General features: G+C 76.1%; 18 protein-coding genes. 12 read left to right on the top strand and 6 right to left on the bottom strand.

The genetic code is table 11. From position 1 onward, the window contains the following. Window positions 1–337: 337 nt before the first annotated feature. Together ASF20_RS20360 and ASF20_RS20355 are read right to left on the bottom strand one after the other, a co-directional pair. On the bottom strand, window positions 338–1,249 hold the full coding sequence (locus ASF20_RS20360) for a trypsin-like serine protease (RefSeq protein WP_082501477.1): 912 nt from the start codon (window positions 1,247–1,249) through the stop codon (window positions 338–340). Between the two features lie 114 nt (window positions 1,250–1,363). Then, a complete protein-coding gene (locus ASF20_RS20355; protein ID WP_082501476.1) occupies window positions 1,364–2,152 on the bottom strand; it encodes a S1 family peptidase in 789 nt (262 codons plus the stop codon). Between the two features lie 40 nt (window positions 2,153–2,192). On the opposite strand from ASF20_RS20355, the gene ASF20_RS20350 reads away from it, so the two are divergent. From ASF20_RS20350 to ASF20_RS20315, 8 genes are read left to right on the top strand one after another with little or no spacing between them, the layout of a single operon-like run. Continuing rightward, window positions 2,193–2,762, top strand: a complete 570-nt coding sequence (locus ASF20_RS20350) for a hypothetical protein (protein ID WP_056277425.1) — start codon at window positions 2,193–2,195, stop codon at window positions 2,760–2,762. Between the two features lie 26 nt (window positions 2,763–2,788). Continuing rightward, complete coding sequence (locus ASF20_RS20345; RefSeq protein ID WP_056277422.1) at window positions 2,789–3,157, top strand: head-tail adaptor protein; 369 nt, start codon at window positions 2,789–2,791, stop codon at window positions 3,155–3,157. Further along, complete coding sequence (locus ASF20_RS20340) at window positions 3,154–3,600, top strand: DUF3168 domain-containing protein (protein WP_056277419.1); 447 nt, start codon at window positions 3,154–3,156, stop codon at window positions 3,598–3,600. The genes ASF20_RS20345 and ASF20_RS20340 overlap by 4 nt, the downstream gene beginning before the upstream one ends. A 23-nt stretch (window positions 3,601–3,623) precedes the next feature. Next, entirely contained in the window at window positions 3,624–4,031 is a 408-nt protein-coding gene (locus ASF20_RS20335) for a phage major tail protein, TP901-1 family (RefSeq protein ID WP_056277416.1), read from the top strand. Continuing rightward, entirely contained in the window at window positions 4,031–4,354 is a 324-nt protein-coding gene (locus ASF20_RS20330) for a gene transfer agent family protein (protein ID WP_056277413.1), read from the top strand. The genes ASF20_RS20335 and ASF20_RS20330 overlap by 1 nt, the downstream gene beginning before the upstream one ends. Further along, window positions 4,351–4,569, top strand: coding sequence for a phage tail assembly chaperone (locus tag ASF20_RS20325; RefSeq protein WP_056277409.1), 219 nt, complete (start codon window positions 4,351–4,353; stop codon window positions 4,567–4,569). Before ASF20_RS20330 ends, ASF20_RS20325 begins: the two co-directional genes overlap by 4 nt. A 16-nt stretch (window positions 4,570–4,585) precedes the next feature. Next, window positions 4,586–5,161 (top strand): phage tail tape measure protein, encoded by a 576-nt coding sequence (locus ASF20_RS20320; RefSeq protein ID WP_056277406.1) that lies wholly within the window; start codon window positions 4,586–4,588, stop codon window positions 5,159–5,161. A gap of 19 nt (window positions 5,162–5,180) precedes the next feature. After that, window positions 5,181–5,834, top strand: a complete 654-nt coding sequence (locus ASF20_RS20315) for a DUF2460 domain-containing protein (RefSeq protein ID WP_056211935.1) — start codon at window positions 5,181–5,183, stop codon at window positions 5,832–5,834. Here ASF20_RS20315 and ASF20_RS20310 read toward each other — a convergent pair. Both ASF20_RS20310 and ASF20_RS20305 read right to left on the bottom strand, forming a co-directional pair. After that, the gene (locus tag ASF20_RS20310; protein ID WP_056277404.1) at window positions 5,815–6,765 is read right to left on the bottom strand and encodes a pyridoxamine 5'-phosphate oxidase family protein; all 951 of its coding nucleotides are present in this window, start codon (window positions 6,763–6,765) and stop codon (window positions 5,815–5,817) included. The genes ASF20_RS20315 and ASF20_RS20310 overlap by 20 nt on opposite strands. A gap of 29 nt (window positions 6,766–6,794) precedes the next feature. After that, window positions 6,795–7,409, bottom strand: coding sequence for a glutathione S-transferase (locus ASF20_RS20305; RefSeq protein ID WP_056277400.1), 615 nt, complete (start codon window positions 7,407–7,409; stop codon window positions 6,795–6,797). A gap of 149 nt (window positions 7,410–7,558) precedes the next feature. Between ASF20_RS20305 and ASF20_RS20300 the strand changes: the two genes are divergently transcribed. Genes ASF20_RS20300 through ASF20_RS20290 form a run of 3 tightly spaced genes read left to right on the top strand, consistent with a single transcriptional unit; the run spans window position 7,559 to window position 9,840 of the window. After that, window positions 7,559–8,434, top strand: coding sequence for a LysR family transcriptional regulator (locus ASF20_RS20300; RefSeq protein ID WP_056277397.1), 876 nt, complete (start codon window positions 7,559–7,561; stop codon window positions 8,432–8,434). Between the two features lie 22 nt (window positions 8,435–8,456). Then, the gene (locus tag ASF20_RS20295) at window positions 8,457–9,350 is read left to right on the top strand and encodes a DUF2163 domain-containing protein (RefSeq protein ID WP_056277394.1); all 894 of its coding nucleotides are present in this window, start codon (window positions 8,457–8,459) and stop codon (window positions 9,348–9,350) included. Window positions 9,351–9,387: 37 nt separating this feature from the next. Beyond that, window positions 9,388–9,840 carry an NlpC/P60 family protein gene (locus ASF20_RS20290; protein ID WP_056277601.1) on the top strand — a complete coding sequence of 151 codons (453 nt, stop codon included), beginning with the start codon at window positions 9,388–9,390 and terminating at the stop codon, window positions 9,838–9,840. On the opposite strand, the gene ASF20_RS20285 is transcribed toward ASF20_RS20290, so the two are convergent. Next, window positions 9,837–10,211, bottom strand: coding sequence for a helix-turn-helix transcriptional regulator (locus ASF20_RS20285; RefSeq protein ID WP_056211922.1), 375 nt, complete (start codon window positions 10,209–10,211; stop codon window positions 9,837–9,839). The two genes, ASF20_RS20290 and ASF20_RS20285, sit on opposite strands and share 4 nt — an antisense overlap. Before the next feature lie 48 nt (window positions 10,212–10,259). Next, window positions 10,260–10,514, bottom strand: coding sequence for a type II toxin-antitoxin system RelE/ParE family toxin (locus tag ASF20_RS20280; RefSeq protein ID WP_056277598.1), 255 nt, complete (start codon window positions 10,512–10,514; stop codon window positions 10,260–10,262). 85 nt (window positions 10,515–10,599) lie between these two features. Here ASF20_RS20280 and ASF20_RS20275 point away from each other — a divergent pair, with 85 nt between their 5' ends. Then, window positions 10,600–14,493 (top strand): glycoside hydrolase/phage tail family protein, encoded by a 3,894-nt coding sequence (locus tag ASF20_RS20275; RefSeq protein ID WP_056277391.1) that lies wholly within the window; start codon window positions 10,600–10,602, stop codon window positions 14,491–14,493. Window positions 14,494–14,498: the final 5 nt, after the last annotated feature.

Raw genomic sequence — 14,498 nt, 5'->3', positions numbered from 1 at the left:
GGCGGCTTCGCCCTGGCCTACCAGGCGGCGCTGCCGGCCTTCGACGCGATGACGGGCTGCGCGTGCGGACCCTGTCGGGCGCCTCCCAGGGTCAGGGTCCGAAGACGATGCGCCATCAGCGAGAGCACGGCGCGGCGGTCGACGTGGTGCCCCTCTCAAACGAGGGCCTGCACAACCCGGTGGAGGCGGGGTGGATCGCCGCAGGTTCGACTGTCGCTCCGGCGAGCCCCCCTCACCTCGGATCGGACCGCGGACGCGATCCGCAGCACGGGCATGCCCCCCGCCAAGCCCGGCCCGGCCCCGTAGGTCGGCAGCCGTTGTCGCCCAGCGCCTCGGCCTACCGCCGGCCCGGCTTGGCCATCCAGTCCGACCGGGTCGCGCCGATGGCGGCGCCGGAGGGCATGCGGGCGAAGTCGGCCGCGCGGGCGTTGATCCAGCCGGCATGCTCGCCGGTGGGCGTCACGGCAGTGAAGCCGCCGCAGGCGGTGCGGGCCTTCCGGTCCTGGCGCATGGCGCCGCTGGACCAGCTCACCACGCCGACGATCTGGTAGCCGCCGGGGCCGCCGCGCAGGATCGGGCCGCCGGAATCGCCCAGGCAGGCACCGGCCCCCGCCGTCTCGGCCATGCGGCGGCGGTCGGTGACCACCGTGACCCGGTTGGCGACCTGCAGCGAGCCGATGGAGACGAGGTGGGCCTGGCGCAGGGTCCGGGCGGTGTTGCGCCGGTTCTCCGCGACCACGCCGAAGCCCGCGATGTCGACGGCGTCGCCGGTGTTGATGGCGCCGCCGCGGGGATCGAGGGGCTGGAAATCGCCGCTCAGGGGCTCGGCGAGCTTGATGACCGCGAGGTCGATGCCCGGCTGGTCCTCCGGCGTGGTGCCGGGCACGAAGTCGGGATGCATGGCGAAGGCGATGGCGTTGATGCGGCGCGAGCGGAACGCCCGGTCGACCGCCACCACGCTGTAGCCGGCCTGATGCATGACGCAGTGGGCGGCGGTGAGCACGAGGTCGCGGGCGATGAGCGTGCCCGAGCAGATCTCGCCCTGGGTGCTCTCGATCCGCACCACCGAGGCGCGCAGGCCGTTGGGATCGCGCGAGACCTCGCCGTTGATCACCGCGGAGGCCGGCAGGGGCGCCAGCGCGCCGAGGGCCGCCGCCAGCACCGTCGCTCCGATCCGGAGGCGGGTGGGACGGGTCGTGTGGCGCACAGCCTTGCTGGGGGCAGCCTTGCGCAGCGCGGTCGGCAACATCGTGTCTCTCCCGCGTCCGGCGATGTTCTGGACGAGAACGGCGTGGAGCCTATCGGAAGGCAATGGCTCGGCCAAGCTCTGGTTCCGCGGACCTTTCGTCATCCGCAGACCCGTTCAGACGCCGGACCAGCGCGCGGCGCTGCCCCAGCCCGACAGGGTCCGGTCGATCCAGTCGCGCTGCGGCCCGAGGAGGACGCCCTGGGAGACGCCGCCGCAGGCCTTGCCGGCGGCCCAGGCGGAGACCGCGAGGACGGCGGGCCCCGCGCCGATCGGCCCGCCGGAATCGCCCTGGCAGGCGCTGGCGCCGCCGGGACCGGCCCCGAGCCAGACCAGGAGGCGGCTCGGTCCGTGGGGCTCGATCACGCCGAGCTCGACGCTGCGGTAGGTCCCGGTGCTGCGGGCATCCCCGGCGGCGGCGACGCCGTAGCCGGACAGGGTCAGGCGCTCGCCCGCCCGCGGCAGCGCGGCGCTGAGGGCGGCCGGCACGAAGCGGCCCGGCAAGGGGGCGGCCAGGCGCACCAGGGCGAGGTCGACCGAGCGGCGGCGCCCCGCCACCGCACCCGCATCGTAGCCCGGATGGAGCGCGCGGGCCGTGATCTCGGCCAGCACCGGCGCGCCGGCCGCGTCCTTGTAATGCACCCGGTGCTCGGCCCGGGCCGCCACGCAGTGGCCGGCGGTGAGCACCGCGTCCGCCGCCACGACGATGCCGGTGCAGACGCCGCCGTTCGAGGACAGCACCATCACGGCCGAGCCCGCCGCCTCGGGGGCGGGGCGGCCGCCCACCACGGCGCCGGCCGGCCCGGAGGCCGGCGGTCCCAGCACGGCCAGCAGCACCGGAAGCCCCAGCAGGGCCGGGGGCCCGCGCCGCGCCGCGCGGCGGGTCCGGCCAGCGTTGCGCGCCATCGCGATCCCTTTCCTGGACGGCCCCCACACGGAGACGACGATGACCCCGATACGCGTCGACGATGCCCGCGTCGAGCCGGTGACGCTGGCGGAGATGCGCGGCGTCCTGCGCCTGGACCCGGACGATGGCGGGGCCGAGGATCCCCTGGTGGAGCGCCTGATCGCGGCGGCCCGGGCGCAGGTGGAGGTGGCCACCCGGCGCATCCTGGCGCCGGGGCGCTACCGCGTGATGCTCACGGCCTGGCCCGGCGACGGCTGGCTGCCCCTGCCGCTCAGCCCCCTCGTGGCCGTGGCGCGGACGGGCCTCGTCGATCCCGGCGGCACCGTCACCGACCTCGCCGCCGGGCTCGTCCGGCCCGGCGCGGACGGGATCGAGGCGCCCGGCCTCGTCATCGACCCGGCGGTGCCGGCCCTCGACCGGCGCGCCGCCCTGATCGAAGTCGACGCGGGCTACGGCGGCGCCGGGCCGCCGCTGCCGCCGGCCCTGGCCCAGGCGATCCGGCTCCTCGTGGCCCACGCCTTCGAGCATCGCGGCGACGGGGCCGGCGACGACGTCCCGCCGCCCGCCCTTGCCGCCCTGGTCGCGCCGCTGCGGCGGCTGCGCCTGTAGCGCGCCCCGTCCCGGAGATCGCCGCCATGCCCCAGCCCCTCCCCCCCGTGCCCATCGGCGCGCGCCGCCGCCGCTTCGTGCTCGAACGTCCCGTGGAGACGCCGGACGGCTTCGGCGGCGTGGTGCGCCGGTTCGAGGCCGGCCCGCTGCTCTGGGGGGCGATCGAGCCCCTGCGCCCGGTCGAGCGGCTCCGCTTCGGCCGCGCCGAGGCGGTCGCCACCCACCGGGTCCGGTTCCGCTTCGGCCCCACGATCACGCCGGCGATGCGCCTCGCCAGCGGCCCGCGCCGCTTCGCCGTGCGCAGCGCGGGCGATCCGGACGGGCGCCGGCGCGACCTCGTCTGCCAGGTCGAGGAACTCAACGTCGAGGAACTCGGTGCCGGGGCCGCCGCATGAGCCTCGCCCCCGCTCCCGCCGGCTCGCCCACCAGCCCGCTCCTGGCGCTGCGCGCCGCCATCCTCGCCTGGCTCGCCACCGACGCGCCCCTGGCGCGGCTGATGGGCGGGTCCCTGCGCCTGGCCGACGAGCCGCCCCGGGGCGTCGCGCCGGTCTACGCCCTGTTCGGGGACGCCGAGATCCGCGACGATTCCGTCGACGGCGCCCGGCGCCACCGGCACGCCCTCGGCCTGACGGTCTTCGCCCGGCCGGGCTCGCTCCGCAGCGCGGTGGATGCCGCCGAGCGCATCGCCGACCTCCTGCACGACGCGCCCCTCGCCCTCGCGGGCCACGTCCTCGTGCGCCTCGACCTGGAGGCCATCGCCGTGCGGCGCGACCCCGCCAGCGGCGAGGCCCGCGCCACCCTGACCCTGCGGGCGATCACCGAGCGCCTCTCCGCCTGACCCCTCGATCCACGGAGCCCCCCATGGCAGCCCAACGCGGCAAGGACCTGCTCATCCGCATCGCCTCCGGCAGCGGCTTTCTCGCGGTGGCGGGCCTGCGGGCCCGCCAGATCGCCTTCAACGCCGAGACGGTGGACGTGACGAACGCCGATTCCGCCGGGCGCTGGCGCGAACTCCTGGCCGGGGCCGGGGTGCGCCGGGCCGCCCTCTCAGGCTCCGGGGTGTTCCGCGACGAGGCCTCCGATGGCCGCCTGCGGCAGGTGTTCTTCGACGGCAGCCTGGAGACCTACCAGATCGTGGTGCCGGCCTTCGGCACCCTGGAGGGGATCTTCCAGATCACCAGCCTGGAATACCGCGGGGATCACGCCGGGGAGGTGACCTTCGACCTGGCCCTCGACTCGGCCGGCCCCCTCGCCTTCACGGCCGCCTGATGGCCAACCGCCGGCGTGGCGAGGTGGCCCTGGCCCTGGGCCCCGAGCGCTACACCCTCTGCCTCACCCTCGGGGCCCTGGCCGAACTCGAGGATGCCCTCGGGGCCGCCGACCTCACCGAGCTCGCCGCCCGCTTCGGCGAGGGGCGGCTCAGGAGCCGGGACCTCATCGCGCTCCTCGGCGCGGCCCTGCGCGGCGGCGGCCACGACCTCGACGCGGCCGCCGTCGCGGCCCTGCCGCTGGCGGGCGACCTGGAGGCGATCGGAACGGCGATCGGCGCCGTGCTCGCCGCGGCCTTCGGCGAGGCCCCCGAAACCCCTTGAGCCCCACGGGCGGGACCGCGCCGGAGCCGCCCTCCGCCTTCCCGTGGGACGAGGCGCTGGCGCTGGGCCTCGCCCGCCTGCGCTGGCGCCCGCGCGACTTCTGGCGCGCCACGCCGCGCGAACTGATGGCCGCCGCCGGCCTGACCGGGGCCCGCACCGCCCTCGACGGGGCGGCCCTGCGGGACCTGATCGCCCGCTTCCCCGACCCGACCTGATGCGAGGACCCCCGCCATGGCCGAGACCGACCCCGACCGCAGCACCGCGGCCCGCGCCCGGCAGCTGGAGACCCTCGACCGGCTCGCCCAGCGCTTCGGCCAGAGCCTGTCCCAGGCGCTCAGCCTCAATGTCGGGGCCGGGCGCCAGCTCGACAGCGTCCTCGGCACGCTGGCGACTAAGCTCTCCAGCGTGACGGTCAAGGCGGCCCTGAGCCCGGTGAAGGCCGGGATCACCCGGCTGGTGAACGGGCTGATCGGGTCGGGCGCGGGCAGTGCCGAAGCGGCCTTCGCCGACGGCGGGGTTCTGCAGCGGGGCCGCGTCCGCCCCTTCGCGGCCGGCGGCGTCGTGGCCGCCCCGACCTACTTCCCCATGCGCGACGGCCTCGGCCTGATGGGCGAGGCCGGGCCGGAGGCGATCCTGCCCCTGAAGCGCGGCAGCGACGGGCGGCTCGGCGTCGCGACGGGCGGCCAGGCCTCCGCCCCCGTGACCATCCACATTGCCACCCCGGACCTCGAGAGCTTCCGCCGCTCGGAGGCGCAGGTGGCCGCCGGCCTTGCCCGGGCGGTGGCCCGGGGCCGGCGCGGCTTGTGAGGCGAAAGGAGGAATCCAGATGGCCGAGGACCCGCCGAGCGACTTCCACGAGGTCCGCTTTCCCCTCGACGTGGCCCTGCGCGGCAGCGGCGGCCCGAGCCGGCTGACCGAGATCGTCACCCTGGCCTCGGGCCGCGAGCACCGCAACAGCCGCTGGGCCGATTCCCGCCGGCGCTACGATGCCGGCTTCGGCATCCGCACCCTCGACGCCCTGCACGCGGTGCTGAGCTTCTTCGAGGAGCGGCGGGGCCGGCTCTACGGCTTCCGCTACCGCGACCGGGTCGATGCGACGTCCGGCCCGCCCTCGCGCCCGATCGCGGCCACCGACCAGCTCCTCGGCCTCGGGGACGGGGCCACCCGGGTGTTCCAGCTCGCCAAGACCTACGGCACCGGGCCCGCGCCCTATCGGCGGACCATTGCCAAGCCGGTGGCCGAGAGCGTGCGGGTGGCGGTGGACGGCGTCGCGGTGCCGACGGCCAAGGTCGCCTGCGAGGCCGCCACCGGCCGCCTCACCTTCGCGGCCGACGCCGTGCCGGCGGCGGGCGCGCGGGTGACGGCGGGCTTCGCCTTCGACGTCCCGGTCCGCTTCGACACCGACGACCTCACCATCGACCTCTCGGCCTTCGCCGCGGGGGAGATCCCACGGGTGCCGCTCATCGAGATCGTGCCGTAGGGGGCGCGAACCGCAGCGGCCAGGCGCCCGGGCGCCGGATCACTTTGCGGGGCGTGACGCGCCAGAGGCGCTCGGCGCCGGGGTGGTCCGCGAGGTCGGGAGCGTCGAGGACGACCTCGGAATGCCCGGTCATCTGCACGAGGTCGCCGGTCGCGAAGTCGATGAACAGGAGCCCGGCGCGCGGGTTGGCGAGCAGGTTGCCCAGGGTGTTGAAGAACCGGTTGCCGGCATAATCCGGCACCGTCAGGACCCCGTCCGCGCCGATTCGCACGAAGCCGGCGGGACCGCCCCGATGCGAGACGTCGACCTGCCGGCGGCCATCGGCGCCGAGGGCGTAGCTCGCCACGAACATCGTCTCCGCGCTCCCGATGAGGGCGCGGGCCTGCCCGTCGAGGTGGTGCGACACGCGGGGCGCGGCCAGCGAGGCCGGGACCGGCGCCGGATCGGTCCGGACGCGGATGTATTGCGGGCAGTTGCCGAAGCTCTGCGCCACGCGGACCGCGAAGCCGTCCGGGCGGTCGCGCACCACCGTGCCGTTCAGGCGGTTGCGCCGCCGCGTGCCGAGGTCGATCCCGAGGAGGCCGAGGGCGGCGCCGTCCGAGAGCCCCGCCTCGGCGGGATCGTCGGGCTCGGGGGCCGCCCGGACCCGCAGGTGCCCGGGATCGGGCGCGTCGAGGAAGCCCGGCGCCCCGGTCCGCACCGTCGCCCAGGCCTCGCCGTCCGGATCGACCGTCCCGAGCACCACGAAGGGGAGTTGGCGGTAGAAGGCGCGGTGCTGCGCGATCAGGTGGTCGCGGATCACCCGGGGACCCAGTTCGGCCATCCGCTCGGCGACGCCGACCCGGGCCTGGAGGGCGGTCTCGCCCGCGTGCCAGGGCGGGGTGGGCCGGGTTTCCGGGAGAGAGCGGGAGGGGCAGTCGGTGGGAGACATGGGCGTTCTCCTGACGGGAGGGATGGGACTCAGGCGGCGCGCAGGCCTGCCGGCGTCTGCGGGAAGGGCACGAAGCCCGGCAGCGCCTCGATGCGGGCGAGCCAGGCGCGGACGGCGCCGTAGGGGGCGAGGTCGACGTTCCCCTCCGGCGCGGCGGCGACGTAGCTGTAGAGCGCCACGTCCGCGAGGGTCGGGTGGTCGGCGGCGAGCCAGGGCCGCTCGGCGAGTTCGGCCTCGATGCGGCCGAGGATGGCGTGGGCCCGGGCGATGACCTCGGCCGCGTCGAAGGTGGCGCCGAAGACCGTGATCAGGCGGGCGGCCGCCGGCCCGAAGGCGATGGGCCCGGCCGCCACCGAGAGCCAGCGCTGGACCCGCGCCGCGCCGGCCGCGTCCTCCGGCAGCCAGTCGGTGCGGCCGAGGCGCTTGGCCAGGTAGACCAGGATGGCGTTGGAATCGGGGACGACCGTCTTGCCGTCCACGAGCACCGGCACCTGGCCGAAGGGATTCAGCCTCAGGAAGTCCGGCGTCCGGTGCTCGCCCTTCGCGAGATCGACCGCGACGATCTCGCAGGGCTGGCCGACCAGGGACAGGAACAGGCGGGCCCGGTGGGCGTGGCCGGACAGCGCGACGTGGAACAGCTTCATGGGAGGCCTCCTCGGGGACGGGGACAGAACCAGGGCCGGGGCACCGGCGACATCCGCATTCAAGACCAGGGGCCGGACGGGGAGAATGCGCTTTCCGCGCAAGCCACTGTTCCGCAAAATGGAACAATCGAGAGTCGGCGGAGGACGACATGGATCGGTGGCAGGCGATGCGGGTCTTCGTCCGGGTGGCGGAGGGCGGGGGCTTCGCCGAAGCGGCGCGCCAGCTCCGCCTCAGCCCGCCGGCCGTGACCCGGGCGGTGGCGGCCCTCGAGGCGCGGATCGGGGCGCGGCTCCTGACCCGGACCACCCGCTCGGTGAAGCTCACCGAGGCGGGCGGGCGCTACCTGGAGGATTGCCGGCGCATCCTGGCGGAGATCGCGGAGGCGGAGGCCGCCGCGGCGGGCTCCTACGCCACGCCCTCCGGCACCCTGACGGTGACGGCGCCGGTGCAGTTCGGCCGCCTCTACGTGCTGCCGGTGATCACCGAATACCTGGCCCATCACGCCGCCGTCTCGGCGCAGGCCCTGTTCCTCGACCGGATCGTCAACATGATCGAGGAGGGTGCCGACGTGGGCGTCCGGATCGGCGCGCTTGCCGATTCCGGCCTCGCGGCGATCCGGGTCGGCACCGTCCGGCGGGTGCTCTGCGCCGCACCGGCCTACCTCGACCGGCACGGGACGCCCGGGACGGTGCGGGACCTGCGCGACCACGCCGTGATCGGCTCGGCCAGCACCGGCCCCGGGACCGTCGCCCTGCGGCCCCGGCTGACCTGCAACACCATCGACGCCGTCCTGGCGGCGGCGCTGGCCGGCCAGGGCCTCGCGCAGCTCCTGTCCTACCAGGTCGCCCCGGCCGTGGCGGAGGGGCGCCTGCGCCTCGTCCTCGACGATCCGGAGGCGGCGGCGATGCCGGTCCACGTCGTGAGCCCCGAGGGGCGGCGCGCACCCGCCAAGGTGCGGGCCTTCATCGATCTCGCGGTGGCGCGGCTCCGGGCCGACCCGCGGGTCAACCCGACCCGTTCCTGACATTCTTCGGGGCTTCCAGACCATGCGCGACCTGCCCCCCGACCTCGCTGCGCATCTCGCCGGCGGGGCGACCACGCTGTGCCATTGCTGGGCCCTGACCCGGCGCGACGGCGTCCGGCTCGGCTTCACCGACCACGACCGCGACCTCAGCTTCGGCGGCCTGACCTACGCCGCCCGCTCCGGGCTGGAGGCGGCCGAAGCCAGCGCCGAGCTCGGCTTCGCCATCGGCGGCGGCGAGGTCGCCGGGGCGCTCTCGGCGGTCGGGCTCACCGACGCCGACATCGCCGGCGGCCTCTACGACGCCGCCTCGGTGGAAACCTGGCTGGTGGACTGGCGCCGCCCCGAGACGCACCTGCTCCTCGAAATCGGCACGGTCGGCGAGGTGCGCCGGGCCGGCACCGCCTTCGTGGCCGAGTTGCGCGGGCTGATGGACCAGCTCGACGCCGAGCGCGGCCGGACCTACCGCGCCACCTGCGGGGCCGATCTCGGCGATGCCCGCTGCCGCGTGGACCTGACCGAGGCCCGCTTCGCCACCACCGGCACGGTGCTGGCGGCGCCGGAACCCGGCCGCCTCGCCGTCGCCCTGGCGGGAGATTTCGCGCCAGGGTGGTTCGCCGGGGGGCGCCTCGCCTGGATCGGCGACGGCCAGGCCGGACAGGAGGCCGAGATCCGCGACCAGGCCGGCGCGACGGGGACGATCCGCCTCGACCTCTGGCAGGCCCCGCCCCGCCCGGTGGCGCCGGGCGACCGCTTCCGCCTGACGGCGGGCTGCGACAAGCGCCTCGCCACCTGCCGCGACAAGTTCGCCAACGTGCCGAACTTCCAGGGCTTCCCGCACCTGCCGGGCAACGATTTCGTGCTGCGCCCCGCCCCTGGCGCCGGCCCGGGCCTCGACGGCGGCAGCCTGTTCCGGTGAGGCCGCCATGACATCCGAGACGATGACATTCGAGACGATGACATCCGAATCGATGACGCCCGAGAGGATCGTCACCCTGGCGCGGGCCTGGATCGGCACGCCCTATCGCCACCAGGCCTCCCTGAAGGGCGTCGGCTGCGACTGCCTCGGGCTGCTGCGCGGGGTCTGGCGCGAGGCCCTCGGCCCGGAGCCCGAGGCGGCCCCGCCCTACGCCGCGTCCTGGGCCGAATCCGCGCCGCCCGGCTGCGATCCCCTGGCGGACGCGGCCGCGCGCCACCTCCTGCCCGTCGACGGTCCGCCATCGGCCGGCGACGTCCTGCTGTTCCGCTTCCGCGCCCACCTGCCGGCCCGGCACTGCGCCCTCGCCACCGGCGCCGGCACGATGATCCACGCCCATGACGGCGCCGCCGTCACGGAGGTCGCCCTGACGGCCTGGTGGCGCCGCCACCTCGCCCAGGTCTTCCGCTTCCCGGGCGTGGAGGGCGGCTAACCGACGAGGTCGTCGATCGTGACGGACAGGACCTCGGCGATCCGGCGCAGGGTGTCCACGGTGCCCTCGCGCTTGCCGGTCTCGATCTGCGACAGGAACGGCTGGGCGATCCCGGCGGCCTCCGCCAGGGCGCGGGCGGTGAGGCCGCGGTGCTCGCGCCAGACGCGGATGCGGTTCTCCCCGCCAAGGATGCGGTCCACCATCCCGGAGGGCAGCAACTCCTCCTCGCCGGCGGCGAGCCGACGGCGGAATTCCTGGATCGCGAGGCGGTCGGCATTGTCCTCGGCCGCCTCGCTCAGGGCGCGAAAATCGGCTTCCGACAGGACGACGAGGCGCTCGCCGGCCGGGGTGACGATGGTCTGGGCGTTCATGGGCGAAGGTCCGTTCCGGCAGTGTCCGATGCGACGGGTTCGTCGGGGTCAGTCATAGGCGCTGCCCCGGGGGGCGACCCGGATCACGGCGAGGATTTCACCCTGGTCCGTATAGAGGACCCGCCAGTCGCCGACCCGCAGGCGGAAGACCCCGGGTTCGCCCTTGAGGGCCTTCACGTTGTTGGCCTGGGCGGCCGGATCGGCCGCCAGCAGGGCGATCTTCGAGCGGATCATCGCCAAGACGTTGGCCGGCATCCGGCTCAGCGTCTTCAGGGCAGCCTTGCTGTAAGCGATCCGTTTCACCAACGAAAAATAGCACATCGCTATAATACCGCAAGGGCGAGTTGCCCCGAGATCTCAGACCTCGCCCCCGCTATCGGAGTCCGTCATGGCCACGCTGATCCTGCAAACCGCCGGGGCGGCGGCCGGTACGGCGCTGGGCGGGCCGATCGGCGGGATCATCGGCAGTGCCCTCGGGGCGGCGGCGGGCTCCGGCCTCGACGCCGCCCTGTTCGGGGGACTGGCGGGCGGGCGCACGGTCGAGGGGCCACGCCTCTCCGACGTGGCGGGCCTCAGCTCCGGCGAGGGCGATCCCATCCCGCGGGTCTATGGCCGGGCCCGCATCGGCGGCACCCTGATCTGGGCGACCCGGCCCCTGGAGGTGGCGAGCCCCGCCGCCGCCAGCGCGGCCGGCGGCAAGGGCATCGGCGGCGGCAAGGTCAAGCGGACGGCCTATGCCTACTTTGTCGACCTCGCCATCGGGCTCTGCGAGGGCCCGGTGGCGGGCCTCCGGCGGGTCTGGGCGGACGGGCGCGAGATCGACCTGACCACGGTCGCCCTCCGCCTGCACGTCGGCGACGGGGACCAGGCACCGGACCCGCTCATCGTCGCCAAGGAGGGGGCGGCGAACGCGCCCGCCTATCGCGGCCTCGCCTACGTGGTGCTCGAGCGCCTGGCCCTGGCCGAGTTCAGCAACCGGATCCCGCAATTCGCCTTCGAGGTGCTGCGCCCCGTGGCAGGCCTCGCCGGGATGATCCGGGCGGTCTGCCTCATCCCCGGCTCCACCGAGTTCGGCCTCGATCCGCTGCGCGTCACCGAGGAGGCGGGCTACGGCACGACCCGCCCGGCCAACCGGTTCCAGCTGCAGGCGGGCACCGACGTCACCGCCTCCCTCGACGCGCTCCAGGCGCTCTGCCCGCGGCTGGAGCGCGTCTCCGTGGTGGCGAGCTGGTTCGGGGACGACCTGCGCGCCGGACTCTGCACCCTCGCCCCCCGGGTCGATTCCGCCGCCAAGGTGACGAGCGGCGACGCCTGGTCGGTGGCGGGCCTGGGCCGCGACCAGGTGGCGCCCGTCTCGACCGGGCCCGAAGGCGGGCCGGCCTATGGCGGCACGCCCTCGGATGCGGGCCTGACCCGCCTCGTGGCCGACCTGTACCGGCGCGGCCTCGCGGTGGTGCTCTACCCCTTCGTGATGATGGACGTGCCGGCGGGCAACCGCCGGCCGGACCCGCGCGACCCGGCCGCCGCCGGCCAGCCGGCCTATCCCTGGCGCGGGCGCATCACCTGCGACCCCGCCCCCGGGCAGCCGGCGAGCCCGGACGGCACCGCCGCGGCCGGCACGCAGGTGGCGGCCTTCCTCGCGCAGTATCGCCCCTTCGTGCTGCATTACGCGACGCTCGCGGCCGCCTGGGCCGCCGCGGGGATTCCCCTCGCCGGCTTCATCCTGGGCAGCGAGTTCGTCGGCCTCACCCGGGTGCGGGCGGAGGCGGGGCGCTACCCCGCCGTGGAGGGCTTCCGCAGCCTGGCGACGGCCCTGCGCCAGCGCCTCGGCCCGGACGTCGCGCTCGTCTACGCCGCCGATTGGACCGAGTACGGCGCCGACGTGCGCGACGGCGGCGCCACGGTCCGCTTCCCCCTCGACGCCCTGTTCGCGGACCCGGCCATCGACGCGGTGGGGATCGACTACTACCCGCCCCTGACCGACTGGCGCGACGGGGACGCCCATGCCGACCTGGCGCTCGCCGATTCGATCTACGACCCGGCCTATCTCAAGGGGCGGCTCGGCGCCGGCGAGGCCTTCGACTGGTTCTATGCCGGTGCGGCCGACCGGGCGGCGCAGGTCCGCACGCCGATCACCGACGGGGCCGCCGCCAAGCCCTGGATCTTCCGGGCCAAGGACCTCGTGGGCTGGTGGGCGAACCCGCACATCGAGCGGGAGGACGGGCGCGAGACCCGGGCGACGGCGTGGGTGCCGCGGGGCAAGCCGATCTGGCTCACCGAGATCGGGGTGCCGGCGGTGGACAAGGGCACCAACGGCCCCAACGTCTTCCCCGACCCGAAATCCGCCGAGAACGCCAGCCCGCCCGCCTCGCGCGGCACCCGCGACGACCTGATCCAGGCGCGCGGCCTCGCGGCGATCCTGGGGCGGTTCGACCCGGACCTGCCCGGCTTCGAGGCCGCCCACAACCCGGTCTCGCCGGTCTATGGCGGGCCGATGGTGCCGGCGGAGGGGATCTTCGTCTGGTGCTGGGACGCCCGGCCCTACCCGGCCTTTCCCGACTTCGACACCGTCTGGGCGGATGCGGGCAACTGGCCGGTGGGCCACTGGATCACCGGGCGGATCGAGGGGCTGGAGCTCGACCGGCTCATCGCCGCGATCCTGGCCGACCTCGGGATCACCGTGCCGGCCGCCATCACCGCCGACGCGACCCTCGACGGCTACGTCATCGACCGGCCGATGTCGGCCCGGGCGGCCCTGGAGCCCCTGGCGCAGCTCTACGGCCTCGACGTCTCCGCCGCGGCCGGCGCGCTGATCGTGCGCGGGCCGCGCCGGGAGGTGCCGCGGGCGATCGCGGCGGACGACCTCGTGGTCCTGCGCGACGCGGAGGCCCCCCTGGCCCGGGTCCGGGCCGAGGAGGCGGAGCTGCCGCGCTCCCTGGCGATCGGCTTCACCGACGGCGAGACCGCCGAGTACCGCCGGGCGAGCGCCGCCGCGACCCGGCCGACCGGCCGGCGCCGGCGCGAGACCCGGATGGAGGCCGCCGTGGTGACCCGGCGCGCCAGCGCCGAGGCCCTGGCGGAGGCCGCCCTCGACGCCGCCCTCGCGGCCCGCGACACCGCGCGCTTCACCCTGAGCCCGCGCCGGATCGACCTCGCGCCGGGCGACCTCCTGGCCCTGCCGGGGGAGCGGCTCCCGCACCGGATCCTGCGCATCGCCGACAGCCCGCGCGGGCGCGCCATCGAGACGCGGGGCGTCCCCCGTCACGGCCGGGCGCCGCGCGCGGGCGAACCGGCCGGACCGCGCCCGCGCCGGGCGGTGCCGGCCCTGGCCGGGCCGCCCTTCGCGGTCGCCCTCGACCTGCCGGCCGACCGCGGCACCCCGACCACCCTGCAGGCGCTGGCGGTGACGGCCGACCCCTGGCCCGGGCCGATGGCGATCTGGCGGGCGGAGGGCGAGGCCGCCCCGCTGGTGCCGCAGGGCTTCGTCGACCACCCCGCCTGCCTCGGCGAGACCCTGACGGCGCTGCCCCCCGGCCCGCTCTGGCGCTTCGACCGGGGCGCGGCCCTCACGGTCCGCCTGCGCCACGCCGGGGACCTCGACGCCATCGGCGAGGCGGCGGCCCTCGCGGGCGGCAACCTGTTCGCGGTGCGCAGCGCCGGGGACGGGGCGATCGAGCTGATCGCAGCCGCCGGCGCCACGCTGGTGGGGCCGGGCACCTACCGGCTCACCGGGCTCCTGCGCGGGCTGGCCAGCAGCGAGGCGCAGGCCGGGCGCGCGGCCCCGGCCGGCAGCCTGATCGTGCGCCTCGACGGGGCGGTGGTGCCCCTGGTCGAGCGCCTCGACGAGGCCGGCCGCCCGTTCCGCTACCGGCTCGGCCCGGCGGCGCGCGATCCGGCCGATCCGGCCACCGTCGCCCTGCGCGCCACGGCGGGCCTCACCGCCCTTAAGCCCCTGCGCCCCGTCCATCTCCGGGCATGGCGGGCGCCAGGGGGCGTGCGCCTCGCCTGGATCCGGAGGGCCCGGCGCGACGGGGATTCCTGGGACGCCGTCGAGGTCCCGCTGGAGGAGCCCGAGGCCTACCGGGTCACGATCTACGCCGCCGCGGGCCACCCCCTCCGGACCCTGAGCGCGGACCGGTCGGACCTCCTCTACGCCGCGGCGGACGAGGCGGCGGATTTCGGCACGCCCCAGGACCGCCTCGATGTGGCGGTGGCGCAGGTCGGCGCGGCGGCCGGACCCGGCCCCGAGACCCGGGCGCGGGTGCCGGTGGAGCCCGCCTGAACCCG

The organism is Methylobacterium sp. Leaf88, from assembly GCF_001422795.1.
Taxonomy (GTDB): domain Bacteria; phylum Pseudomonadota; class Alphaproteobacteria; order Rhizobiales; family Beijerinckiaceae; genus Methylobacterium.
The sequence above is the reverse complement of the archived record's forward strand: the minus strand, read 5'-3'. Positions and strand labels throughout refer to the sequence as shown.